The organism is Coralliovum pocilloporae (assembly GCF_030845175.1).
Lineage (GTDB): Bacteria > Pseudomonadota > Alphaproteobacteria > Rhizobiales > Cohaesibacteraceae > Coralliovum > Coralliovum pocilloporae.
Map to the genome: position 1 here is coordinate 3,160,620 of NZ_CP132542.1, position 23,511 is coordinate 3,184,130.

A 23,511-nucleotide genomic window follows, 5' to 3' on the forward strand; every position below is an offset into this window, starting at 1 on the left:
GGTGGGCAGATGTCGCTTTTCCTACACTGCATTTGGATGCTGGCATGTATAAGGGAAATGTGATAACACCCGCCTGAATGTTCACCTGTCCCTGTGTTCTTGGACGATTCTCAACGGTTTTTACGGGATTCTGGCAATGACCGTTTGAGCTCTCTTCCTGCACGTGGTAGGGACCAACCGAATTGCGGTCTGACTGACTCGGTGCAAGCAGCCTGCAAACCGTAATTGTTATAGAAACGAGGAAGATAAACATGAGCGACGTCGCTGATCGCGTGAAAAAGATTGTTGTTGAGCATCTCGGCGTAGATGCTGAGAAGGTCGTCATTGGCGCAAGCTTTATCGATGATCTTGGCGCTGACAGCCTTGATACCGTTGAGCTCGTTATGGCGTTTGAAGAAGAGTTCGGTTGTGAAATCCCGGACGACGCTGCTGAAACGATCCTGACGGTCGGCGATGCCGTCAAGTTCCTCGAAGCCAACGCCGGCTAAGGATCTGTGATCCTCTGTTGGAAATGACAATGGCCGGGCTCCGGATGACGGGGCCCGGCTTGAGGTGTTCTGAATGAGACGTGTAGTAGTTACCGGACTGGGTATGGTTTCGCCACTGGGCTGTGGCGTCGAAGAGACCTGGAAGAATATTCTCGCTGGCAAGAGCGGTGCTCGTGCTGTCGAGCAATTCGATGTGTCAGATATCCCTTGTAAGATTGCCTGCACCATCCCGCGCGGTGATGGAACAGACGGAACTTACAATCCGGATGACTGGATGTCGCCGAAAGAGCAGCGCAAGGTCGATGAATTCATCGTCTACTCCGTTGCTGCTGCGACGATGGCGCTGAAAGATGCCGACTGGGCTCCTGAAGCCTATGAAGACCAGATTCGCTCCGGCGTTCTGATCGGTTCAGGCATTGGTGGAATTTCCGGTATCGTGGAAGCGGGCTACACGTTGCGGGACAAGGGTGCACGGCGCGTCAGCCCGTTCTTTATCCCGGGCCGCCTGATCAACCTGGCCGGTGGATATGTCTCCATTCAGCACGGCCTCAAGGGCCCGAACCACGCTGTGGTTACGGCCTGTTCAACCGGTGCTCATGCTATCGGTGATGCCTCGCGTCTGATCGCTCTTGGTGATGCGGATGTGATGGTTGCCGGTGGAACGGAATCTCCGGTTTGTCGCATCTCGCTTGCTGGTTTCTCGGCATGTAAGGCACTGTCCAGCGGCTTTAATGAAGAACCGACCCGCGGTTCCCGTCCATATGACAAGGACCGGGATGGCTTCGTCATGGGTGAGGGTGCAGGTGTTGTCGTGCTTGAGGAATATGAGCACGCCAAGGCACGTGGCGCCAAGATCTATGCTGAAGTGGTCGGCTATGGTTTGTCCGGTGATGCCTATCACATCACAGCTCCATCATCTGATGGCGATGGCGGTTATCGCTGCATGGAAGCCGCGCTCAATCGCGCTGGTATCACCATGGCTGATGTGGACTACATCAACGCCCATGGCACATCCACTCCGCTTGGAGATGAGATTGAGCTGGGTGCTGTTGAGCGTCTTGCCGGTGATGCAGCGTCTTCCCTGACCATGTCTTCAACCAAATCCGCTGTTGGTCACCTGCTTGGTGCCGCCGGTGCCGTTGAAGCGATTTTCTCCATTCTGGCCATTCGCGACCAGATTGCACCGCCGACACTCAACCTGGACAATCCGTCCGTTGACACGGCGATCGATCTGGTGCCGCATGAGGCCAAGAAGATGGAAATCAATACGGTTCTGTCCAACTCCTTCGGGTTTGGTGGAACAAACGCATCACTCGTTCTGCGTAAAGTGAACGACTAAATCTATCAGCCATGGCGGAGACCGGATCTCTGCCATGGCCTGACAGTCTGATGGTTTAAATGCCAGATTGTAAACGGGGCCGGACTACCGACTGATTTCCGATTACAATGCTATTCTTTGGCGCAACGGATGAGTGACATGATGTCGAATAACTCGGACACAGATCCTTCCGCACACGAAACAGAGAATGGCGACGTCAAGGCCGACGATCTGGACGTGACGTCATTTGCTGATGGCGGAGATGCGTCTGCGTCTGCCGATCTGATCTCATCCTCCAGACCGAATCCCAGAAGCCCGCGCGAGGCTATCCAGCCGGAACCTGGCCCGAAGCCTCCAGCGCGTTCACGCGTTGCCAAGCATCCGATTATCATCTTCATGAATTTCTGCATGTCGGTGCTGATGCTCCTGGTCCTTGGTGCCGGTGGGCTGCTCTATTATGGCAAGACCCGTTTTGATGCTGAGGGACCGCTATCCAGTGACCGGACGATCCTGATCCCGAATGGTGCATCACTCGCGTCTATCTCGGATATCATGCGCCGTTCTGGCGTCATTGATCGTCGTGAAGGGCTTCTGTCCGATGCAACCGTCTTTGAGTTTGGCGTTAAGGCATCCCGTGTTGCCGGATCACTGAAAGCCGGTGAATATCTCATCCCGGCGCATGCCAGCATGCGCACGATTATGGATACTCTGGTGAAGGGTAAGGCCATTCTGCATACGGTTACCTTGCCGGAAGGTCTGACCAGTCTGCAGATTGTTGACCGCCTGCGTCAGGCTGAGAAACTTGTCGGTGATATCACCGATATCCCTGCAGAGGGTTCCCTGCTGCCGGAAACCTACACGTTCACCCGTGGCACCACCCGACAGGAAATCATCGAGCGGATGCGCAGGGAACAGAAAAAGATACTCGAATCCATCTGGAATCGCCGGGTTGATGGGCTCCCCGTCAAGACCCCTCAGGAACTGGTGGTTCTTGCATCTATCGTTGAGAAAGAAACAGGACGTGCCGACGAGCGCCCGCGCGTGGCTGGTGTGTTCATCAACCGCTTGAACCAGGGTATCAAACTACAGTCCGACCCGACCATCATCTATGGACTGGTTGGCGGCAAGGCCACTCTTGGACGGTCTATCCTGAGAAGTGAGATTTCCAAGCCGACCCCATACAATACCTATGTGATCGAAGGCCTGCCACCGGGACCAATTGCCAATCCGGGACGCGCAGCCCTTGAGGCCGTTGCTAATCCGTCCCGGACCAAGGATCTGTTCTTCGTGGCTGATGGTACAGGTGGCCATGCCTTTGCCGAGACATTGGCAGAGCACAACAAGAACGTGGCGCGCTGGCGTAAAATTGAGAAAAAGCGCAAGGAAGAGGCGGAAGCCAACAGCCAGTCCACAAACTGATTGACGACCAACGAGGCGGGGCAACAACACAGAGCGAGGACACATGACTCTGGCTAGTATGACGGGTTTCGCCACGGCAGAGGGGGAAAGCGGTTCAGCCCAATGGGCCTGGGAACTCAAAACAGTCAACGGCAAAGGGTTGGATATCCGCTTGCGCCTGCCGTCAGGGTTTGAGGCGCTTGAAGCTGCCGCCAAGAAAGATATCGCCTCGGTCCTGCGCCGCGGAACGGGTTACGCGACGCTCAGCGTGCACAGAGTGGACGAGAGTGATCAGCCGACGATCAATGAGGCTGTGCTGATCGATTTGGCGCATCAGGCGAAAGCACTCGCGGAAAAATGCGGACTGGCAGCCCCGACCATTGAAGGACTGCTGGCTATTCGCGGCACCATCGATGTGCGAGAAAAGCGCGACCAGTCTCCCGATGACATGGATAGTCTGCAAAGAGATATCCTCTCCGGTCTGTCCGGCGCATTGGCTGAGTTGAAGGAGATGCGACAGCGTGAAGGCGCGGAGACGGCCTCTGTTCTGCTGGATCGCCTCTCGGAAATTGAGGATCTTGTTGCCCGTGCCGAGGCTTCGCCAGCGCGAACGCCGGATGCCATCCGCAAAAAGCTGTCAGAGCAGGTCGAAAAACTTCTGGAAAGCGCGTCTGCACTGGATAGCGAGCGCCTGCATCAGGAAGCCGTTATTCTGGCGACCAAAGCTGATATTCGTGAAGAGCTTGATCGATTGACGGCCCATATCCAGGCAGCCCGTGACTTGCTTGCAAGTGGCGAAGCGGTTGGACGGCGGCTTGATTTTCTCGCGCAGGAATTCAACAGGGAAGCCAATACCCTCTGTTCAAAATCCAACGATAGCGGTCTGACGGCAATCGGGCTCGACCTGAAAGCCACGATAGACCAGCTTCGGGAACAAATTCAGAATATAGAGTAAGACTAGAGTAAGACCTATGGACCAAGCCAACAGACGTGGCCTGATGCTCATCCTTTCCTCTCCATCAGGAGCCGGGAAGTCCACTATTGCCCGCCATTTGCTGGATTCAGAAGATCTGGAGATTTCAGTTTCTGTGACGACCCGTGCCCGGCGCGGCAGCGAGATTGACGGCAAGCATTATCACTTCCTGTCTGTCGAGAAATTCCAGGACATGCGAGAGCGTGATGACCTGCTGGAATGGGCCCAGGTGCATGATAATTTCTACGGCACACCGCGCGAGATGGTGGAGAAAGCTCTTCAGGCCGGGCGTGATGTTCTCTTTGATATCGATTGGCAGGGCACTCTGCAGCTTTATGAAAAGATGCGCGCTGATATCGTCTCGGTCTTTGTTCTGCCTCCGTCAGCTGTCGAGCTACGGTCTCGTCTTGAGCGCAGGGCTGAAGACAGTACGGAGGTGATTGAACGACGTCTGAAAAATGCCAGCGAGGAAATGAGCCACTGGCAGGAATATGACTACGTGATCGTCAATGATGATCTGCAGACGTCTTTTGAAACTGTGCAGTCTATTCTCAAGGGAGAACGATCCCGTCGCAGCAGGCAGGTTCATATGGCCGATTTTGTCGATGGACTGCGGTCTGATCTGTCCTGATCACCCGTTTCGGCTGAGCATTTGAGCCAACGCCAGAAAGGCAGGAACAGGAACCTGTTCGGCCCGTTCTGTTGGCTCAATACCCACGTCCTCGAGATAAGCCAGAATCTCAGGCTCAAGGCTCTTCAGGCTTTGGCGCAGCATCTTGCGGCGTTGGCCAAAGGCTGCGGCCGTCAGATTTTCCACGGCCTCCGCATCAGCTGTGACAATGGCATCTTTCGGAACCAGATGGACGATGGATGATGTCACTTTGGGTGGTGGCGTAAAAGCCGAGGGCGGCACATCGAACGCAATAAAAGCGTCTGTGCGCCATTGGGACAGCACACCGAGACGGCCATAAGCCTTTTCACCAGCTTCGGCAACAATCCTCTGGGCAACTTCCTTTTGAAACATCAGCGTCATCGATTCATACCAGGGCGGCCATGGATCAGTTTTCAGCCAGTTGATCAGAAGCGGGGTTGCCACATTGTAAGGCAGATTGGCGATGATCCGGGCAGGACCGGAGACCAGCGTCGTCATGTCGACGGTCAGAGCATCTGCATCAATCACATCAAGTTTGCCGGGATAGGCGTCAGCTATTTCCTGCAATGCTGGCAGACACCGTTGGTCTTTTTCGATTGCAATAACCTTGTCTGCTCCAGCAGCCAGAATAGCGCGGGTGAGACCACCCGGGCCCGGACCGACTTCCACAACGGTCCGGCCTTCAAGAGAGCCCGCAGTCTTTGCAATCTTGAGCGTCAGGTTGAGATCAAGCAGGAAGTTCTGACCCAGAGTCTTCTTGGCATTCAGGCCATGTTGCCGAATGACGTCCCTGAGTGGGGGAAGATTGTCTATCTGAGCCATGACTATTCAGAACCCGCAGATGACAGCTGGTGGGCCAGTTTCAGAGCTTCCTGAAAGCTCTCAGGATTAGCATGGCCTGAGCCGGCAATATCCAGAGCTGTGCCATGGTCCGGAGACGTGCGTACGAATGGCAGGCCAAGCGTTACATTCACCGTGCTGTCAAATGCCAGCGTTTTTACCGGAATCAGGGCCTGATCGTGATACATGGCCAGCGCTGCGTCATAGGTCTTGCGTGCTGCTGCATGAAACATGGTGTCAGCGGGCAGGGGGCCTCGAATGTCCAGTCCGTCCTTCTGCAGACGCTCAACGACTGGCGTGATGATATCTTCATCTTCGTGACCCATGCTGCGGGCTTCACCCGCGTGTGGATTAAGCCCGGCACAGGCCAGACGAGGCCTGGCGAGACCAAACCGCTCACTCAGATCCTGAGCGACGATCCGGGCAACAGTCTCGAGCCGCTCCTGGGTCAGAAGGCTCGGGACTTCAGACAGGGCGTTATGGACGGTAACGGGGACAGTCCTCAGGTCCGGGCCAGCCAGCATCATGACAGGTTCACAAGGCTGACCTGTCCGTTTGGTGCCAAGTGCTCCCAGAAATTCTGTATGGCCCGGATGATGGAACCCGGCACTATAGAGGGAGCTTTTCTGAATGGGCGCGGTAACAACGGCAGTGACTTCGCCGCGCTCCTCAAGAGCAACAGCAATCTCAATCGCTTCGATTACACAGGCAGCATCAGCCTCATCCGGCTGGCCGGGTATACCGGATGTTACACGATTTTCCGTTTCAAAGACCGGCAAGGCTTCATCAAAGCAAGCCATGGCCTCAGATGCTGAACGGACAACTGCAACCGGGACGGAAAGACCCAGAAGATGGGCTCGTTGCTCCAGGCAATCAGCGTCGCCAACCACGAGAAACTCAGGCAGGGATTGTTCCCTGCGCCCAAGCCAGGATGAAAGAATGATATCCGGCCCGATACCGGCAGGTTCACCCTGAGTAACTGCTAGCATATGGTGTTGCCCCCATTGCAGTCGAGTAGGTGCGGTGCAGTCGTTTAACGGCGAACGATAATGGCATCCTGCCGGAGGTCACGGATGACGCGCTTCTGCATGGCGTCTGCCTGTTCCGTACGCAGATCCTGGCCAATTTCGATCCTTGCATCTGCATCACTGGCAATCTCGCGCTTGCTGCAGACCGCAATCATTTCAAGGCCCAGAGGTGATCTGATCGGTTTTGAAGCTTTGCCGATCGGTGTGTCCTTGACGATCTTCCGCATCCGGCCCTGGATTTCACCAATGCTACGTCGCCCTGCAGATCGAACCACCACTTCTTTGAGAGATCGAGCCAGCTTTTCACCTTCCTCACAGCCATCAAATCGTCGTCTGAGAGCATTTGCTTCCGTCTCGCGACGGCGAACAAGGGCTGCAGAAGCTTTCTCTGGAAGAACAAAGATGATCTGCTTCAGCTCATATTGGGTGCTGGTTTGTGCTCCATCACCCTTTTTCTTGAGGGCGGCGGACAGACGTTGTTCTGTGACACGCAAGCGAGACCGTGCAACGGCGCCTGTGTAACGCTGATAAGTCATACGTCCACGGAGGAAATCCTTAAATGCCCGCGGATTGACGCCGCGCTGACGCAATGCCTGCTGCATCTGGGCAGGTGACAGGCGTGCAGCTTTGGCTCGGCTCGCAAAAAAGGAATCGACCTGACTGTCGTCGACAGAAAGGTTCCGCCTGCGAGCTGCCTGGATGACGAGCAGGTCATCAATCAGCATTTCGAGAGCCTGATTGCGTGCGTTACCACGTGCCTGGCCAATAAGGGTCAAAACACGGGCGCGCTGGTTCACATCCAGAGAGGTGATCGGCTCATCATTCACGACGGCGACAATCTTGCTCTGGGCCATCGCTGCGTTAGGCACAGAGAGAACAAGCAGCGCTGCTGCACAAAGGATCAGTCGAGCCATGTTCATTCGATCAAGTCCTCATAACCATCGTTCTTGCCGTATCAGCGGCAGTCAATGACGTTGAATTGTGGCGATGTCACGACAGTTTGGAAGTCTGAACATCAATTGTCCAGAGACTGATTTGTCGACAACTCACCAAGAGTACGGAACTGCATGCGCAACAGGATCGTCTGTTCCACATTCTGGTCCGTAAAGAGCTGACGGTTTTCTCCATAAGTCACTGACATGGAGAAACTCTCATCATCATAGGCCAGCCCCACGTTACCCGAGACCACTTCACCAAGGTCCGCATCGAAACGAATGCCACCAAAGGCACGCCAGTAGTCGGTCATCTGCACAGCGAGGGAACCGCTGATTTCTGACCTGACACCTGTCACATTGACGGAGTTACGCTCATCGAAATAGGTGTAACCCACAGCCGCTGCGATTGGGCCATAGGCGCCATTGATGTTCACTTCACCGCGCCGGACTTCCCTGGCATCCTGATCATACCGGATATGAGCAGCAGCGCCGATACCATGCTTGGACGTGATGCTGGCACCAGCAACGATATCTGATACATCATCCTCAAGGCCTGAGCCGATGGTATTCTGGACGATATCCTGATTATCAAACGGATTGTCACCTGCGAGATGATAGGACTGGCCGATAACGGCGCGCAGTGCGTAACCACTCTGGAACTGCGCTGTATATTTCAGCCCTACATTGGCTCGGGTGCCGCCCTCAATCCGGTCGTAACCGGAGAACTTGTTGAGAGAGAACAGGTTAGTGTCATCAAAAACAAGACTCTGGGCATCCTCATTGGGGATGCTGGAGAAGTTGTTGGAATCCGGACGGACAATGATCTGCGCTACAGGTTCGAAAACCTGAGTAACAGATTGAGAGGCAACCAGAATGGGCCAGCTGGCTTCAAAGCCGCCAGCAATCATGCCCCGGGTGACAGCCTGATCATCTTCAATCAGAGCCGGTGCAGAGGTCTCGCTGTTGACGTAAGCCAGATCACCACGCGCATTGACAAATGGCTTGATGAGCAGGCCACCCGGCGCGATCAACTGCTTTTGCCAGTTCCCCTGAACCGTGCCGCGTGATGTTGTGCCTTCAATGCCGGGTGAGAAAGTTGTTCCACCGGCAACAAATGTTTCAGGATCCTGACGTGTCAGACTGGTGAAGTTGACGTCATAGCTCAGTTCGCCGCCAAAGACCGGCTGATCAAAGATTACGTTGTAATCAAGAACCGGATGAACGACGGGAAGAGTATCCTGATTGTCTGTGGAGTTGAAGGTGCGGAAGTGATAGGCGCGGAGGTCAAAGAAATTCCGCTCGCCTAGTCCGGACAGATACAATTCTGACGCGATATCCTGAGACAGACTTGGCACAAGGCCGTAATCCTCGCCAAAGTCCCGGTCTGTATCCACATAGCCCTGCCAGCCCCAGACCCAGTTGTCGTTGATGTTGAAACGACCATCGGTCTCAATGCTGCCACGGAAATCACGATCACCGGACTGGCCAAGAAATGCTTCCGGGTCACGCTGGAAAATGCCTGATGCGCGGATGGAATAGGCGCCATCAAGAATCTTGTGTCGCCATTCAGCCTGAGCAAGAAGTCCCTGATCACTGTAATAGGTGGGCGTTACAGTCAGATCATAATCCGGTGCCAGAGCGAAGTAATAGGGAACACTGATGCCGAAGCCGAGATTGTCACGCTGTCTGAGTGTCGGGGTCAGAAAACCGGAACGGCGTTCGGAGCTCGGATCGGGATGTGCGAAATACGGCAGATAGGCCACCGGCACGCCGAGGAACTCAAATTTCGCATCATCATATTCGATCAGCTGGCTTTCCTGATTATAGATGATCTTGCGTGCCTTGATCTGCCAGACAGATCGTTTGTTCGAGTCTTTCACACAGGATGCGCAGGCGTCATATACACCATTATGAAACACCACGCTGCCATCTGGCTGCCGTTCAGCCCGCTCTGAGGCGAAATGAATACGATCCGGTGTTTCCAGCTGAAGTGCAGCAACAAAACCTTCGCTGAAATCCTGGGTCACATCGATCTGGCTTGCGCGGATAATGTTTCCGTCAGGCTGAATAAGCGTAACGTCACCCGATGCAATCAGACGGCCTGTTTTCTGATTATAGACAAGCTTCTGCGACCGGAGGGAATTGTCCTCGTAGTAGACCTGAACATTGCCCTCGGCGATAACCTCTCCCTTGTCGAAATCGTAAGTCAGCTCATCTGCTTCAACCAACAGAGGCGCATCCTGCTTCACATCGATGCTTGAGACTTTATCGGCAATGGTCTGGGCCTGGGCCAGCTCGGCAAGAGGGAAGGCAAAAAGACAAACAGAAGCCAGTAGCAAACGGCGCAGCCGCTTGGCTTGTCTGGTGGTATTCTCTCTGCGGACGGTACACAACAAACTCATCCGTCCTCCGTATACAGCAGGATCGTCATACTCATTAGCATTGCGACAATAGAGGGCGTCCAGGCAGCTATGCCAGGCGGCACTAGTCCGGTCGCTCCCAAGTCCCCAGCAATCTTTGAAATTACATAAAGCACGAAGCCAGCGGAAACACCACCCAGAATCAGCTTTGTCAGCCCGCCCATCCTCGAAATTTTCAGCGAAACGGTTGCTGCAACGAGAACCATTGAAATCAGAAGAACGGGAAGGGCTATCAGCGAGTGCAGTTTTTGGCGATATCGATCCGCCGGAAGGCCTGCAGCCTCCGCAAATTCAATGAGGGTCGGCAGACGCCAGACGGATACCGTGTCAGGTTTGGACAGCCGCTCTCTGAGATAGGTCTCGCTCAGATTCGTCGCGATCAGTTCGGTCTCGAACGGGACCGGTGCCGAATCAGCGGCAATAATCTTGCCGTCTTTCAGCAGCCACTGGCCGTTTTTCAGTTCTGCTGACTGTGCATCAAGCCTGCGGCTGAAGAGCCCGTTCTGATCAAACTCAACAATTGTAACGCCGTAGAGCAGCTTGCCATCATTCAGGCTGGCTTTGGCATTGAGGATCGAATCTCCCGCCGACCCTCCCTGTCGCAACCAGGCCTCGCTATCCAGCGCACCCGTTACATTATCGCCAACTGTGAGAAGGCGCACCAGGCGGGTATCGGCTTCGGCTTTCAGGTAAGTGGTGACCGGGTTAAGGAGCGCCACAAGGACAAGGCCGATGGCACCGGCAGAAAGAGCGATGGGCAGGAGAAACTGCCAGACGGAAATGCCTGCCGCCCGTGTCACCGTCAATTCTGACCGCCGGTTGAGGCTGACCAGCGTGGCAATGGCACTGAACAGGGCTGCGAACGGAAAGGCCTGCTCGAGAAAGGTCGGAGCGCGGAATGCAGCAATCAGAAAAGCATCCCAGGTGCTGTAATTGGGCTTGTCTCCGGCGCGCCTGATCACCTCGACGAAATCAACAAGGAAGATCAGCGTGAAACAGAGCGCCAGCACAACAAGAAAATTGCGGACGAACTGGCTTGCAAAGTAAAACCCGAGAACCCGAAGAGCCATTGCTATTGCCGCCCCTCAACCGGATCGTGCGCCTTGGTCAGGCGGGCTGCATGGGCCTTGATCGTATCGAGAGAGAGATACAGCTTCTGTTCGCTCCAGCTGAGAATTTTTGGCTTACGCCCTCCTGTAATCAGGAAGACGGGCAGGAAAACCCCAAGCGCAGGGGAGAGATACATGCCGAGAAAGCCGTAGGTGGTTGTCTTGGCAAGACCTGCGCCAAGGAAACCGCCAAGACGCACAGCCACAACACCTGCAATGACCATGACAATGGCTGTCATGCGCCCCTGGCGAATGCTCTGAGGAGAGCCCAGAAACGCCAGAGCCACCATGACAAAGGCCAGATTGTACCAGGGACCGGAAAGCCGGTCATGCAGTTCAATGACATAGCGTTCCGGATAGCGCTGGAAGTAGGCATCATCCGGGTCAGGGGACAGAAGATAGGTGACCGGCTGCTCACGTGGTTTATAGGTGGAGCTGGTTTCCACATTGGTGAATTGCGACAGATCGAATGCATAAGATTCGAACTTCACAATTGAAATCTCGCCGTTCTGCTGATTGATCCTCTGGATGTTGCCGTCCTGCATCACAAGATAGGTGCCCTGCGGTGCCTCGATGACCTGTCCCTTGTCCGCCAGATAGACAAAGCCGAATTCCTTGTCGCGCTTGTCGCTGACAAAGATGCCGCGCATGGTGCCGTTGGCCTCACGGTCACGAATATGGAAGGTCAGCCCGTCATCCAGCGTCCGGAAGTTGCCGGGCTTGACGATGGAGGCAATCAGATCAGCCTGTACCTGCGTGACGCTGTCCCGGAGATTGCGTAGGGACAGAGGGGCGAGCCACAGGCTGAGAACAAGCCCGAAGATCGTGCATATAATCCCAAGTGTAATCAAAGGTTTGGCAACAGTCTTAGGGGACCCGCCATTGGCATTGATCACAATCAGTTCGCTGTCTGTGCTGAGCGTGTTCAATGTATAAATGGCTGCTATCACCAGCGCAAAGGGCATGGTGACGATCAGCAGAACGGGGATCAGCAGAGACGTAATCTGGATAAAGATGAGGATTGTCTGACCCTTGGACGTGATCAGGTCAAACTCGCGCAGGGCCTGCGTCACCCAGACAAGGCCTGTCAGAGCCGTCAGGCACAACAAAAACGCGCCGAAGGCACGCTTGAAAATGTAGCGTTCTATAAGGCTCATCGCCGCCTGCGTCCTGACATGATCCGGTGGGAGCACCCCGTGCCCCGATTCAGACCAGTTTATCAGACACGGTCTTGGCTAAAAATAGGCAAAGAAAGATGGTTAATAAAACTTAATCTTGACCCCGGTCGCGCTGCGTACCAACTTAGCGACACTTAATTAAGGCCTCGGGACATGCTCCCGGTATGGGCCAGACCGACCAGACTGCTCAGGGACACTTGTTTATATGGCTGCTCTTCCTACTGTTACATTTTCAAAACTGACCATGCCGACCAAGGGGACGGCTGTTGTCTTCGTCAACGATGACCTTGCCAAGGGAACTGTGACGGAAGAGATCAATGCAACTGGCAACGGGTCCATCGACCGGGCGTCATCCGCTGCAGACTTCAAGGGCAAGGCTCTGTCGAAAATGTCTGTCCTGACACCGGCAGGCACGACGCTGGACAGTCTGATCGTGATTGGCCTCGGAGCACCCGCTGAAATGACGGAATATGACTGGCTGCGCCTTGGCGGTACAGTGATGAGCCAGATTTCCGCCTCCAAAGCCAAACAGGCAACGATTATCGGCGAGTTCCCCGGGGCGGATGCAACACCTGAGCGGCTTGCTGATTGCGTCATGGGCCTGCGTCTGGCGGCCTATCGTTTTGATACCTACAAGACAAAGACGAAGGATGACGAGGCCGCCAAGCCGGTCAAGGTTTCCTTCGCTGTTGAAGATGCTGCCAAGGTTCGCAAGGCTGCCGCCGCTGCCAATGGTGTTGCCGATGGCGTTCTGCTCGCTCGCGACCTGGTAAACGAGCCGGCCAATGTTCTGGGGCCTGAAGAATTTGCCAAGCGTGCAGTAGCCCTGACTGAACTGGGTGTTGAAGTTGAGGTTCTCACCGAAAAAGAGATGGCCAAGCTTGGTATGCGTGCGCTTCTTGGCGTGGGGCAGGGCTCAGACAGGCCATCCCGTCTTGCCATCATGAAATGGAATGGCGGTCGCAAGAAGGACAAGCCGATTGCCTTTGTCGGCAAAGGTGTTGTGTTCGATACCGGCGGTATTTCCATCAAGCCAGCCGGCGGTATGGAAGACATGAAGGGCGATATGGGCGGTGCTGCCGCTGTGACCGGCCTGATGCATGCGCTTGCTGCCCGTAAGGCGAAAGCCAATGTGATTGGTGTGATTGGTCTGGTCGAGAACATGCCGGATGGTCGGGCACAGCGTCCGGGCGACATCGTTGAATCCATGTCCGGGCAGACCATCGAGATTATCAACACGGATGCCGAGGGACGCCTGGTTCTCGCAGATGCTCTGACCTATACCCGTCAGGAATTCAAACCGGCCTTTATGATCAATCTGGCGACGCTGACCGGTGCTGTTCTGGTTGCTCTTGGTAATCATCATGCCGGTATCTTCTCCAATGATGATGAGCTGTCGGAGCGCCTGACCCAGTCCGGTCTGGCCACGGGCGAGAAAGTCTGGCGTCTGCCTCTGTCACCTGATTATGACAAGATGATCGATACCAAGAATGCCGATATGAAAAACACGGGCGGTCGCTATGCGGGATCGATCACTGCAGCCCAGTTCCTGCAGCGTTTCGTTGAAGATACGCCATGGGTTCACATCGATGTGGCCGGTACTGCCATGGGTTCTCCGCAGACCGAGATCAACAAATCCTGGAGTTCCGGCTACGGCGTTCGGCTTCTGGATCGTCTGGTCCGGGATTACTACGAGGCCTGACCGGAAAAGGCGGGAGACCTGTCGGTGGCACCATGACGGATATTCTTTTCTATCATCTGCAGCATGCGCCGCTGGAGCAGGTTCTGCCGACACTTCTTGAAAAGACACTCGAGCGTGGCTGGAAAGCCGTTGTTCAGGCCGGATCGGCTGAACGGCTGGCTGCGCTCGACAGTCATCTCTGGACCTATCGTGACGAGAGCTTCCTGCCGCACGGGACGAAAGAGACCGGCGACCTGGACAAGCAGCCTGTCGCGCTTGTTCTGGATGATGATAACCCCAACGGTTCGAATGTCCGGTTCTATGTGGATGGGGCCTCGGTCGGCGATGTATCCGCTTATGAGCGCGCAGTCTATATTTTCGATGGCAGTGATGAATCCCAGCTGCAGCAGGCGCGCAGCCAGTGGAAGACCTTGAAGGCTGCTGAACATAACACCACCTACTGGCAGCAGACCGAGCGGGGGCGTTGGGAGCAGAAGGCATGACTGACCCGAAGGATCGTCCCGGGGACGAGAGTTTTGAAGCCCGCCGCAACGAAGCCCGTTCCCGTCTGGACACACTGACGGGTGCAGTTGGTGGTGATCATAAGGACCGGAATGACTGGTTCGATCAGGTCTATGATCTGGCTGATGGTGATGCCGCCGGTGTGCCCTGGGCTGATCTGGAGCCAAAGAAAGCGCTGGTTGACTGGCTAGCGAACAATCCTGGTGAAAGGCAGCAGGCTATCGATATCGCGTGTGGTCTTGGAGACAATGCAGAGGCACTCGCATCTCATGGATGGCAAACAACAGCCTTTGATTTTGCCAGCGGCGCCATAAGCTGGGCCGGGCAACGCTTTGAGCATTCAGAGGTTGCCTATCAGGTGGCAGATCTGATGGATCCGCCTGCCCATTGGATTGAAGCCTTTGATCTGGTTCATGAATGCTACACCCTTCAGGCGCTGCAGGGTCCTATGCGTGAGGCTGCTTTTTCTGCAGTCGCGGCTCTGGTCAAACCCGGCGGCCGCTTGCTGCTGATCACGAGAACGCGCGATACGGAAAGCCAACCCGACGGGCCACCGTGGCCACTCTCACCGGGTGAGTTGAACCGGTTTGACTCTCTCGGTTTCAGTCTGGTTGAGCGCCACGACTACGAAATCGTCAAGAAAGGCCGGTCCATCCCCCATACCCGCCTGGAGCTGTTGCGCAAACAGGGGGATTGATGCGTCTCACGGAGACGTGACCTGATCCTCCTTGCAGTTTGACCGCTCTGAACCCTAAGTCTGTCGACAACAGATAGGGGCAAATCATGCAGCAGTTTTTCAAGCGCCATCAACCGGCTCAACCCGTTCAGAAATCCCTTTTGGCTGGTCTCGGCGGCATGCTGGCCATCGGGCTTGTCGGTCTGCTGTCGCACCTCTCAGGAATACCATGGTTGATGGCACCGTTTGGCGCGACTGCTGTGCTGCTGTTTTCAGTGCCAGCCAGCCCGTTGTCACAACCTGCCAATGTGGTTGGCGGCCATCTGATCAGCGCAGCTTCGGCTCTGATCCTGATGCAGCTTCTGCCAGAAGCCTGGTGGGCGATAGGTTTTGCCGTCGGCGTTGCTATTGCTCTTATGGCACTCCTGCGTATCACACACCCGCCAGCAGGGGCCAATCCGATTGTGATTTTCCTGAGCCAGCCGGGATTCGATTTTCTGCTGTTCCCGGTCTTGATTGGAAGCGTAGCTCTGGTGGTGCTGGCTTTTGCCTATCACCGTCTCGCAAAAACGGCCAGTTATCCGCTGGATTCCTAGAATCGCACTCTAATCGGCCATAGCCTCTTCAAGTTCGGCTGAGCGTTCAAGCCAGTCTTCTTCCGTCTGCAGGAGAAGCCGTTCCGTATCCGCACGCTCTTTCGACAGTTGAACGCCTTTTTCCGGATGATCTGTGAAAAGGTCCGGCGTTGCGAGGCGCTTGTCCAGCTTGTCAAGTTTGGTCTGAAGCGTCTCGAGCTGGTCCTCAAGTGCCTTTACCGTCTTACGGAGTGGCGCCGTTTCCTTGCGCCTGTCTGCAGCCTGTTTGCGGCGATCCTGAGCAGATGGTGTTGTTTTGACCTGATCTGCAGACCGGTCCTGCTTGCTGTCTGCTGACAGGATCAACCGTCGATAATCGGTCAGATCCCCATCATAGGCCTGAACGGTTCCGTCACGCACAATCCACAGACGATCAGCCACGGCCTCTACCAGATGCCGATCATGCGAAATCAGGAGAACAGCCCCCTGATAGTCGTTGATGGCCTGAATGAGTGTCTGGCGGCTGTCCACATCCAGATGGTTGGTGGGCTCGTCAAGGATCACCAGATGAGCACCACTGAACGTCGCCAGTCCCAGAAGCAGCCGCGCCTTCTCTCCACCGGACAGGTCCTGAGCGGCTGTTTCCATCTTCGAGGTGGCCAGTCCCATCTGGGCGACTCGGGCCCGAACCTTGGCTTCAGGCGCATCCGGCATCAACGCTCGGACATGGTCAACAGCGGACTGGGATGGAACCAGCTCATCAAGCTGATGCTGGGCGAAATAGGCAATGTCCAGCTTGTCGGCGCGGGTGAGGGTGCCTGAAAATGGCTCAAGACGCCCGGAGATAAGTTTGGCGAAGGTGGACTTGCCGTTGCCGTTTGCCCCCAGAAGCGCAATCCGGTCATCCGGGTCAATCCGCAGGTCAAGACGCCTGAGAACGGGCTTGGCCTGATCATAACCGACAATCAGCTTCTCCATCCGCAGAATAGGCGGGGAGGCGGGTTTTTCGGGATCAGGAATCCGGATGGGCTGGATTTCGCTGTCTATGAGCGCTGCAACCGGCTCCATCTTTTCAAGCGCCTTCAGGCGGCTCTGGGCCTGGCGGGCCTTGGTTGCCTTGGCACGAAACCGCTCCACAAAGGCTTCCATATGCTTACGGGCGGCATCCTGCTTGTCTTTCAGCTTCTGTTGAAGAGCCTGCTTCTCCCGGCGCTGACGTTCGAACTGGTCATAACCGCCCCGGTAGGAGGTGAGCTGGCCCTGATCCAGATGAAGGATCCGCCCCACCACATTGTTCAGCAGGTCCCTGTCATGGCTGATGATGATAACCGTATAGGGATAACGGCTGAGATAGGTCTCGAGCCAGACTGTGCCTTCCAGATCGAGATAGTTGGTCGGTTCGTCAAGCAGCAGCAGGTCTGGTCGGGCAAAGAGAACACCGGCAAGGGCAACACGCATGCGCCAACCGCCGGAAAACGCATGGCAGGGGCGCTGTTGCGCCTCGTGATCAAAACCCAGACCATGAAGAATGGCTGCAGCTCTCGCTTCTGCCGAATGGGATTCGATATCTGCCAGTCGTACCTGAATTTCAGCAATCCGGTTCGGGTCTTCAGCCGTCTCTGCTTCCGCCAGAAGAGCGGTTCGTTCGGTATCAGCGCGGAGCACGAAGGAAATCAGGCTTTCATCAGTCGCTGGAGCTTCCTGGGCGACCTGGCCAATCCGAGCCTCTTTCCGCAGGCTGAGAGTACCGGATTCCTGGGATATATCCCCCGTAATCAGCTTGAACAGGGTTGTCTTGCCGGTGCCATTGCGGCCCACCAACCCAATCTTGTCTCCGTCCGGCACCACAGCGGAAGCTGTATCCAGCAGAGTTCGTCCGGCAATGCGATATGTCAGGTCTTTGATCGTCAGCATGGGGTTCTTTTGACCTGAAACACCTGACAGGGCAAGCCCCTGTCACGTCCGGGATTTATCCCGACCTCTGCATGGTCCGTTTCTCCACAGATCACACCTGCTGTGCGGGGTCGTGAGTGAACGTGAAGACGGTCAGGTCTGAAAATATGGTTATGTGGTAAAAATGCTTAATTTTTTTGAGCAGTCGTTCAAAAACCGGGTTCCATTCATAGGGCTTGAGCAATATGGTTTTGGACCGTTCGTTCAGCGGGTCATGTGGCTACATGAGGGGCAGGCGGTAGTGCTTTTGTCTTTTAAATTTAAATCCCGGGGGAGAAATTGATGACGAGACAATTGTATGAATTGTGCGGTGCAGACAAGACTGTCCGCTTCAGCCCCTATTGCTGGCGCACACGTCTTTCACTGGCACACAAGGACCTGCCTTTTGAAACTGTGCCAGTACTGTTTACGGAAATCCCCGACATCGCGGGATCAGACAGCCCCACAGTACCCATTCTGTTCGAGGCAGATATGTCCCGCTCCGATAGCTGGGCAATCGCGACCTATCTGGATGAAACCTATGCCGACCGATCGAGCCTGATCGGTGAGGGCGCTGCGGCTTCGCTGGCGCGTTTCGTCGATAACTACAACAATACGCTTCTGGTTCCGGGCGTTGCCCAGCTTATCATCCTTGATATCCACGATATGCTGGACCCTGCGGATCAGACCTACTTCCGCGAGAGCCGGGAGAAGCGGTTTGGTCGCAGTCTCGAGGATATTCAGGCAGGCAGGGATGAGCGGGTAACACAGTTCAGATCCAGCCTGGTCGCATTGAGACGGACCCTGGAACAGCAGATGTATATTTCCGGTGATGATCCCGCTTATGCGGATATCTCGGTCTATGGCACCCTGCAATGGGCGCGCTGCTGCTCATCATTTCAATTGCTTGAAACCGATGATCCCATCGCACTCTGGTTCGACCGCATGACCAGACGCTATGATGTTCAGGCACAAACAGCCTGGTGAGAACACGAAAGCCCTTGAAGGACTGGGTGGCCGCCTGTATAAGCCTCGCAAATCCTCCCCTTAATGGTTTTTGTCAGAGGCAGAACAGATGGCCATCGAACGTACCTTTTCCATGATCAAGCCGGACGCAACGGCTCGCAATCTCACCGGCAAAATCGTTGCCAAACTCGAAGACGCTGGTCTGCGCGTTGTTGCTCAGAAGCGCGTTTGGATGTCCCGCAAGCAGGCTGAAGGCTTCTATGCAGTGCACAAAGAGCGTCCGTTCTTTGGTGAACTGTGTGACTTCATGTGCTCTGGCCCGACTGTTGTTCAGGTTCTGGAAGGCGAAAACGCTATTGCCAAAAACCGTGAAGTCATGGGCGCAACCAATCCGGCTGAAGCTGCTGAAGGCACCATCCGTAAAGAGTTTGCTCAGTCCATCGGCGAAAACTCTGTCCACGGTTCAGATGCTCCTGAAACCGCAGCAGAAGAAATCGCTTACTGGTTTGCTGGCATTGAGCTGGTTGGCTAATCCAACGCTCTGTCGGTAAGTGATTGAGGGGTGCCTGATCAGGCACCCCTTTTTCGTGGGCCCAGCGGAGGTGCTTTAACATATTGTTTTCACGCGAGCTTTTATCCGAAAAGTCTGTCAACTTTTCGGAAGCACGCTCTAATCAGCTTTAGACGCGTCGAGGCTGAAAGAGACAGTCACATCGAACGGCACAAGAGAGCCGTCCTTGAATCCAATGCCATAGGCCTTGCGATTGATCTGCGCCTGCCCTTCGGCGTGAGCATCAGAATCGTTTACATTGAGTGTGAAAGAAAGTGTTGCAGGAAGCGCTATATCCTTGATGGTCAGGCTCCCTTCGGCTGAGTAGGTTCCATCTTCAAGCCTTGCTACAGACGCGCTTTCATAGACGGCTTCCGGAAACTGGCCGGTGTTGAACCACTCCGCGCCATGCAGGGCCTTGTCATTGTCAGCGCGGCCGGTCGTTGCGTCATTCAATGGTATTGTTACGCGAATGGACGCGTTTGCCAGATTGGCAGGATCAAGAATGACTTCGGCGCTGAATGAACCCAGAGACCCGCGGATGGCGTTGCCGCCTTTTCCGGCCGAAAATGTCAGGGAGCTTGTCTCTGGCTTGACGGTCCATGGGCTGGCGGATGCTGTTGCAGCAGGCAGCAGAAGGCCAGATGTGATGATTGCGGTAAAGAGAGTGCGAAAAAACATTTTTGAGACTATCCAATAAGTTGGAACACCGCGCGTCATTCTGGTTTGCCTGGCAGCATCCGCTTAAGCGTGGCATCCCGGTTGATAAAATGATGTTTCAAAGCTCCGGCAATATGAAGCAGAAGCGTGACCAAAAGCAGCTTTCCGGCAATTTCATGAACAATCGCCGCCACTGATTTCAGCGTCTCATTGGGCTCAATCAAGGTCGGGAAGGGGAACAGCAGAAACTCCTCGAACCGCTGCTCAGAGGCCGCATGCTGCAGCCAGCCGGTCAGAGGAATCAGGATAATCAGCAGGTAGAGAAGATGGTGCACGCCCTTGGCCAGGCGAATTTCCAGCCTTGTCATCTTCTCGTCGAGCATTAAGGGGCGTGAACTGAGCGATGACCAGAGAAGCCGCGCAACAGCCAGGGCAAAAGCAATCATGCCCAGGCTCTTGTGGAGTGCATAGAGCTCGACCTTCTCAAAAGACGGCGGCAGGTCTTCCATATACAGGCCAAGGCCAAGAAGACCGATGATCAGCAGTGCGGAAGCCCAATGAAAAAGCTTCGCAATGCTGCCATAGGACCGCTCCGTGTTCTTGAGACCCATATACTGCCGCCCCTCTGAATTCATTGGCCGGAGACTATTTTTTCTTCAATTCCACATTGATTGATACATCAATGCGGTCTGACGTCAGGGGAGCAAAGGCACCAACATCGAAATCTGACCGGTTGAGGCTGGTGGTGGCCTTGAACCCGGCCCATTTGCCTGCGTAGTAGTCGATGAACGGTGCCAGAGGGTGGTCGCCCAGATGAATAAGCTGCACGGCAAGGGTCGCTGGCTTGGTGACCCCGTTTATGGTGAGGTTTCCTGCTACATCGGCGGTATTTTTACCGGTCCGATTTACTGCGGTGCTCTTGAATGTAATTTCCGGATGTTTCTTCTCATTGAGGAAACCGGGTCCCTTCAGCTCCGTATCCAGCGGGCCAAAGCCCGTATGCAGGCTGTCCACCTTGATCGTGACTGTCACATTGCTCTTGTCGGGATTTTCCTCGTCCAGAACAACGGTACCGGAAAAGTCCGTAAATTCTGCTGTCTGGTCTGATACGCCTGCATGGTTCCAGCCCATGATGATCTCGCTGTGCCCCTTGTCGAACGCAAAGCTTTCTGCAGCATTGGCCTGAGAAGAAAGCGCAAAGGGAGTGGCCAGAAGAGAAGTTGCGAGAAATGCCGAAGCAAGCAGTTTGGATGTCATTGAGGGAGACTCCTGATCCATGAGACGATGCCAGTGACCCTCAATATGGGGGTTCTGACTGATTTGAATATAAAAGTTTTGTTGAACAGTGTGAGCAGTGAAGAGCAACTAATCAAAAACACCCGACTATGCGGGAGTTGTTGTCTTCATCTGTTGTCTGATATGACAGCCAAAACGGGTCGTAACTGTTCCAGATGCGAGCCCGGAACCTTTTGGGAGCTGGAATGGAAGCGTCAGATCAGCCGGAGTTCAGATTCTCAGTCTGCCCTCATGATTGCCCATCAACCTGTGGCCTGTCTGTGGAGGTGTTGGACAGCAACACCATTGGCCGGGTTCGTGGTGCGAAGGACCATAGCTACACGGCAGGGGTCATCTGCGAGAAGGTCGCGCGCTATGCCGAGCGTGCCCATCATCCTGACCGTTTGACGCAAGCGCTCAGGCGTACCGGTGCAAAGGGGGACGGGAACTGGCAGTCATTGTCGGTGGAATCAGCCCTTGATGAAGTGGCAGAAGCCCTCCTCAGGGCTGAGCGTCTCCATGGCGCTGAAACGGTCTGGCCCTATTATTTTGCCGGAACCATGGGCCTGGTCCAGCGGGATGGCATTCAACGGCTGCGGCATGTGAAGGGGTATTCCAACCAGTTCAGTTCCATTTGTACAAACATGGCCTGGACGGGCTATGTGGCTGGAACCGGCAAGCTGATGGGGCCGGACCCCAGAGAGATGGCGGAGACCGATCTCCTGGTTATCTGGGGAACCAATGCGGTCGCGACCCAGGTCAATGTGATGACGTTGGCCGCCCGCGCCAAAAAAGAGCGTAAGGCTCCGCTGGTTGTTGTGGATATCTACGACAATGCCACAATGCAGAAGGCCGATCTGGCCTTGCGCCTGCGCCCGGGTACGGATGGCGCGCTGGCCTGTGCGGTCATGCATTGTCTGTTCCGGGATGGAAAAGCTGATTGGGACTACCTTCGGGCTTACAGTGATTGTCCTGATGCCTTCGCGGAACACCTGAAAACCAGAACTCCACAATGGGCCGCCGGAATTACGGGCCTTTCGGTTGAGAAGATTGAGCAGTTTGCAAAGCTTCTCGGCGACCGTCCTCGCGCCTACCTCCGACTGGGTTATGGCTTCGGCCGTCAGCGCAACGGGGCGGTCAACGTCCATGCAGCATCGTGCATCGCCACGGTACTTGGCGCCTGGCAGCATCGTGGAGGCGGTGCGTTTCAGAATAACGGCGCTATTTATACGCTGGATACAGAATTGAACGAGGCGAACAGCTATCGCCGGGACGATATCCGCTATCTTGACCAGTCCCAGATTGGCCGGATCCTGACAGGCGACGCGGAAGCATTGCGGCACGGGCCGCCGGTCAATGCGCTGTTTATACAGAACACCAATCCGGTCTCTGTTGCACCAGAGCAGGAGCTGGTCAAACAGGGGTTCCTGCGGGAGGACCTGTTTACCTGTGTCCATGAACAGTTCATGACGGAAACCGCAGAGCTGGCCGATATCATTCTGCCGGCAACCATGTTTACCGAGCATGATGATGTGTATCGCGGTGGGGGACAGATGCATCTTGCCTATGGTCCCAAGCTCGTCGACCCTCCCGGAGAATGCTTGTCTAACCACGCGGTTATCTGCGGACTTGCTGAAAGGCTGGGGCTTGACCATCCGGGCTTCCGGATGACCGAGCAGCAGCATATCGACGCAATGGTCTCAGGCGGTGGTCTCGGGTCTCTTGAGCAGCTGAAGACGAAGAACTGGATTGATTGCCAGCCGGATTTCGAAACCGCCCATTTCAGCAATGGCTTTGCCACACCGGACGGGAAGTTTCACTTCAAGCCTGATTGGGGGCGGTTTCCCGCACCCAACAAGCCGGTCGGCGAGCCGTTTGGTGACTGGAAAGATATCCCGCCAATGCCGGATCACTGGTCCGTCCTTGAAGACGCGGATGAGATTTATCCCTATCGGTTGGCCACGTCGCCCGCACGGACATTTCTCAACTCCACCTTTACAGAGACACCGGGCTCCCTGAAACGGGAAAAGCAGCCAACGGTCCTTATCCATCCTGAAGACGCAGGCCAGCATGACCTTGCGGACGAAGACCGGGTAACGCTCGGCAATGAGCGAGGCACAGTAATTGTCCACGCAAAGGTGACGGAAACCGTTTCAAAAGGCGTGCTGATAGTGGAAGGGATCTGGCCGAACCATGCCCATGACGATGGCCGCGGTATCAATACGCTGGTTGGAGCGGATGCCGTTGCACCCTATGGCGGGGCAGCCTTCCATGACAATCATGTCTGGTTGAAAAAGCTTTAAAGCGTGTTGCGCCAAAGTGGGAACCGTTTTGG

22 protein-coding genes are annotated in these 23,511 nt (G+C 55.2%); 12 read left to right on the forward strand and 10 right to left on the reverse strand.

Annotated features, from left to right (window positions below):
* Nucleotides 1-251: 251 nt before the first annotated feature.
* The 5 genes from RA157_RS14360 to gmk all read left to right on the forward strand — a co-directional run bounded on the left by RA157_RS14360 (nucleotide 252) and on the right by gmk (nucleotide 4,808).
* Nucleotides 252-488 (forward strand): acyl carrier protein, encoded by a 237-nt coding sequence (locus RA157_RS14360; protein ID WP_350333816.1) that lies wholly within the window; start codon nucleotides 252-254, stop codon nucleotides 486-488.
* 73 nt (nucleotides 489-561) lie between these two features.
* Nucleotides 562-1,827 carry a beta-ketoacyl-ACP synthase II gene (gene fabF / locus RA157_RS14365; RefSeq protein WP_350333817.1) on the forward strand — a complete coding sequence of 422 codons (1,266 nt, stop codon included), beginning with the start codon at nucleotides 562-564 and terminating at the stop codon, nucleotides 1,825-1,827.
* Between the two features lie 138 nt (nucleotides 1,828-1,965).
* Nucleotides 1,966-3,225 (forward strand): endolytic transglycosylase MltG, encoded by a 1,260-nt coding sequence (mltG, locus tag RA157_RS14370; RefSeq protein WP_350333818.1) that lies wholly within the window; start codon nucleotides 1,966-1,968, stop codon nucleotides 3,223-3,225.
* A gap of 43 nt (nucleotides 3,226-3,268) precedes the next feature.
* Entirely contained in the window at nucleotides 3,269-4,159 is an 891-nt protein-coding gene (locus RA157_RS14375) for a YicC/YloC family endoribonuclease (RefSeq protein ID WP_350333819.1), read from the forward strand.
* A 16-nt stretch (nucleotides 4,160-4,175) separates the two neighbouring features.
* The gene (gene gmk / locus RA157_RS14380; protein ID WP_350333820.1) at nucleotides 4,176-4,808 is read left to right on the forward strand and encodes a guanylate kinase; all 633 of its coding nucleotides are present in this window, start codon (nucleotides 4,176-4,178) and stop codon (nucleotides 4,806-4,808) included.
* Here the strand turns inward: gmk and rsmA are convergent, their stop codons facing one another.
* The 6 genes from rsmA to lptF all read right to left on the reverse strand — a co-directional run bounded on the left by rsmA (nucleotide 4,809) and on the right by lptF (nucleotide 12,318).
* Nucleotides 4,809-5,651: a 16S rRNA (adenine(1518)-N(6)/adenine(1519)-N(6))-dimethyltransferase RsmA gene (rsmA, locus tag RA157_RS14385; RefSeq protein ID WP_350333821.1), complete on the reverse strand. Its 843-nt coding sequence runs from the start codon at nucleotides 5,649-5,651 to the stop codon at nucleotides 4,809-4,811. It abuts the gene before it with no gap.
* A 2-nt stretch (nucleotides 5,652-5,653) separates the two neighbouring features.
* On the reverse strand, nucleotides 5,654-6,658 hold the full coding sequence (gene pdxA / locus RA157_RS14390; RefSeq protein ID WP_350333822.1) for a 4-hydroxythreonine-4-phosphate dehydrogenase PdxA: 1,005 nt from the start codon (nucleotides 6,656-6,658) through the stop codon (nucleotides 5,654-5,656).
* A 44-nt stretch (nucleotides 6,659-6,702) separates the two neighbouring features.
* Nucleotides 6,703-7,617 (reverse strand): SurA N-terminal domain-containing protein, encoded by a 915-nt coding sequence (locus RA157_RS14395; protein ID WP_350333823.1) that lies wholly within the window; start codon nucleotides 7,615-7,617, stop codon nucleotides 6,703-6,705.
* A gap of 95 nt (nucleotides 7,618-7,712) precedes the next feature.
* On the reverse strand, nucleotides 7,713-10,034 hold the full coding sequence (locus RA157_RS14400) for an LPS-assembly protein LptD (protein ID WP_350333824.1): 2,322 nt from the start codon (nucleotides 10,032-10,034) through the stop codon (nucleotides 7,713-7,715).
* A complete protein-coding gene (gene lptG / locus RA157_RS14405) occupies nucleotides 10,031-11,122 on the reverse strand; it encodes an LPS export ABC transporter permease LptG (RefSeq protein ID WP_350333825.1) in 1,092 nt (363 codons plus the stop codon). The genes RA157_RS14400 and lptG overlap by 4 nt, the downstream gene beginning before the upstream one ends.
* Nucleotides 11,123-11,124: 2 nt before the next feature.
* Complete coding sequence (lptF, locus tag RA157_RS14410) at nucleotides 11,125-12,318, reverse strand: LPS export ABC transporter permease LptF (RefSeq protein ID WP_350333826.1); 1,194 nt, start codon at nucleotides 12,316-12,318, stop codon at nucleotides 11,125-11,127.
* Between the two features lie 226 nt (nucleotides 12,319-12,544).
* Here lptF and RA157_RS14415 point away from each other — a divergent pair, with 226 nt between their 5' ends.
* The 4 genes from RA157_RS14415 to RA157_RS14430 all read left to right on the forward strand — a co-directional run bounded on the left by RA157_RS14415 (nucleotide 12,545) and on the right by RA157_RS14430 (nucleotide 15,814).
* Nucleotides 12,545-14,041 (forward strand): leucyl aminopeptidase, encoded by a 1,497-nt coding sequence (locus RA157_RS14415; protein ID WP_350333827.1) that lies wholly within the window; start codon nucleotides 12,545-12,547, stop codon nucleotides 14,039-14,041.
* Nucleotides 14,042-14,073: 32 nt separating this feature from the next.
* Nucleotides 14,074-14,523 (forward strand): DNA polymerase III subunit chi, encoded by a 450-nt coding sequence (locus tag RA157_RS14420; RefSeq protein WP_350333828.1) that lies wholly within the window; start codon nucleotides 14,074-14,076, stop codon nucleotides 14,521-14,523.
* On the forward strand, nucleotides 14,520-15,239 hold the full coding sequence (locus RA157_RS14425; protein ID WP_350333829.1) for a class I SAM-dependent methyltransferase: 720 nt from the start codon (nucleotides 14,520-14,522) through the stop codon (nucleotides 15,237-15,239). Before RA157_RS14420 ends, RA157_RS14425 begins: the two co-directional genes overlap by 4 nt.
* An 86-nt stretch (nucleotides 15,240-15,325) precedes the next feature.
* Complete coding sequence (locus tag RA157_RS14430; protein ID WP_350333830.1) at nucleotides 15,326-15,814, forward strand: HPP family protein; 489 nt, start codon at nucleotides 15,326-15,328, stop codon at nucleotides 15,812-15,814.
* 9 nt (nucleotides 15,815-15,823) lie between these two features.
* Here the strand turns inward: RA157_RS14430 and RA157_RS14435 are convergent, their stop codons facing one another.
* On the reverse strand, nucleotides 15,824-17,707 hold the full coding sequence (locus RA157_RS14435; protein WP_350333831.1) for an ABC-F family ATP-binding cassette domain-containing protein: 1,884 nt from the start codon (nucleotides 17,705-17,707) through the stop codon (nucleotides 15,824-15,826).
* A gap of 321 nt (nucleotides 17,708-18,028) precedes the next feature.
* On the opposite strand from RA157_RS14435, the gene RA157_RS14440 reads away from it, so the two are divergent.
* Both RA157_RS14440 and ndk read left to right on the forward strand, forming a co-directional pair.
* Nucleotides 18,029-18,712: a glutathione S-transferase family protein gene (locus RA157_RS14440; protein WP_350333832.1), complete on the forward strand. Its 684-nt coding sequence runs from the start codon at nucleotides 18,029-18,031 to the stop codon at nucleotides 18,710-18,712.
* Nucleotides 18,713-18,800: 88 nt separating this feature from the next.
* Nucleotides 18,801-19,223 (forward strand): nucleoside-diphosphate kinase, encoded by a 423-nt coding sequence (gene ndk, locus RA157_RS14445; RefSeq protein WP_350333833.1) that lies wholly within the window; start codon nucleotides 18,801-18,803, stop codon nucleotides 19,221-19,223.
* A gap of 138 nt (nucleotides 19,224-19,361) precedes the next feature.
* Here the strand turns inward: ndk and RA157_RS14450 are convergent, their stop codons facing one another.
* The 3 genes from RA157_RS14450 to RA157_RS14460 are packed head-to-tail and all read right to left on the reverse strand — an operon-like array spanning nucleotide 19,362 to nucleotide 21,158.
* Nucleotides 19,362-19,922 carry a YceI family protein gene (locus tag RA157_RS14450; protein WP_350333834.1) on the reverse strand — a complete coding sequence of 187 codons (561 nt, stop codon included), beginning with the start codon at nucleotides 19,920-19,922 and terminating at the stop codon, nucleotides 19,362-19,364.
* A 35-nt stretch (nucleotides 19,923-19,957) separates the two neighbouring features.
* Complete coding sequence (locus tag RA157_RS14455; RefSeq protein WP_350333835.1) at nucleotides 19,958-20,512, reverse strand: cytochrome b; 555 nt, start codon at nucleotides 20,510-20,512, stop codon at nucleotides 19,958-19,960.
* Between the two features lie 34 nt (nucleotides 20,513-20,546).
* The gene (locus tag RA157_RS14460) at nucleotides 20,547-21,158 is read right to left on the reverse strand and encodes a YceI family protein (protein ID WP_350333836.1); all 612 of its coding nucleotides are present in this window, start codon (nucleotides 21,156-21,158) and stop codon (nucleotides 20,547-20,549) included.
* A 224-nt stretch (nucleotides 21,159-21,382) separates the two neighbouring features.
* Between RA157_RS14460 and RA157_RS14465 the strand changes: the two genes are divergently transcribed.
* Nucleotides 21,383-23,479 carry a molybdopterin oxidoreductase family protein gene (locus RA157_RS14465; protein ID WP_350333837.1) on the forward strand — a complete coding sequence of 699 codons (2,097 nt, stop codon included), beginning with the start codon at nucleotides 21,383-21,385 and terminating at the stop codon, nucleotides 23,477-23,479.
* The last annotated feature ends 32 nt before the right edge of the window (nucleotides 23,480-23,511 follow it).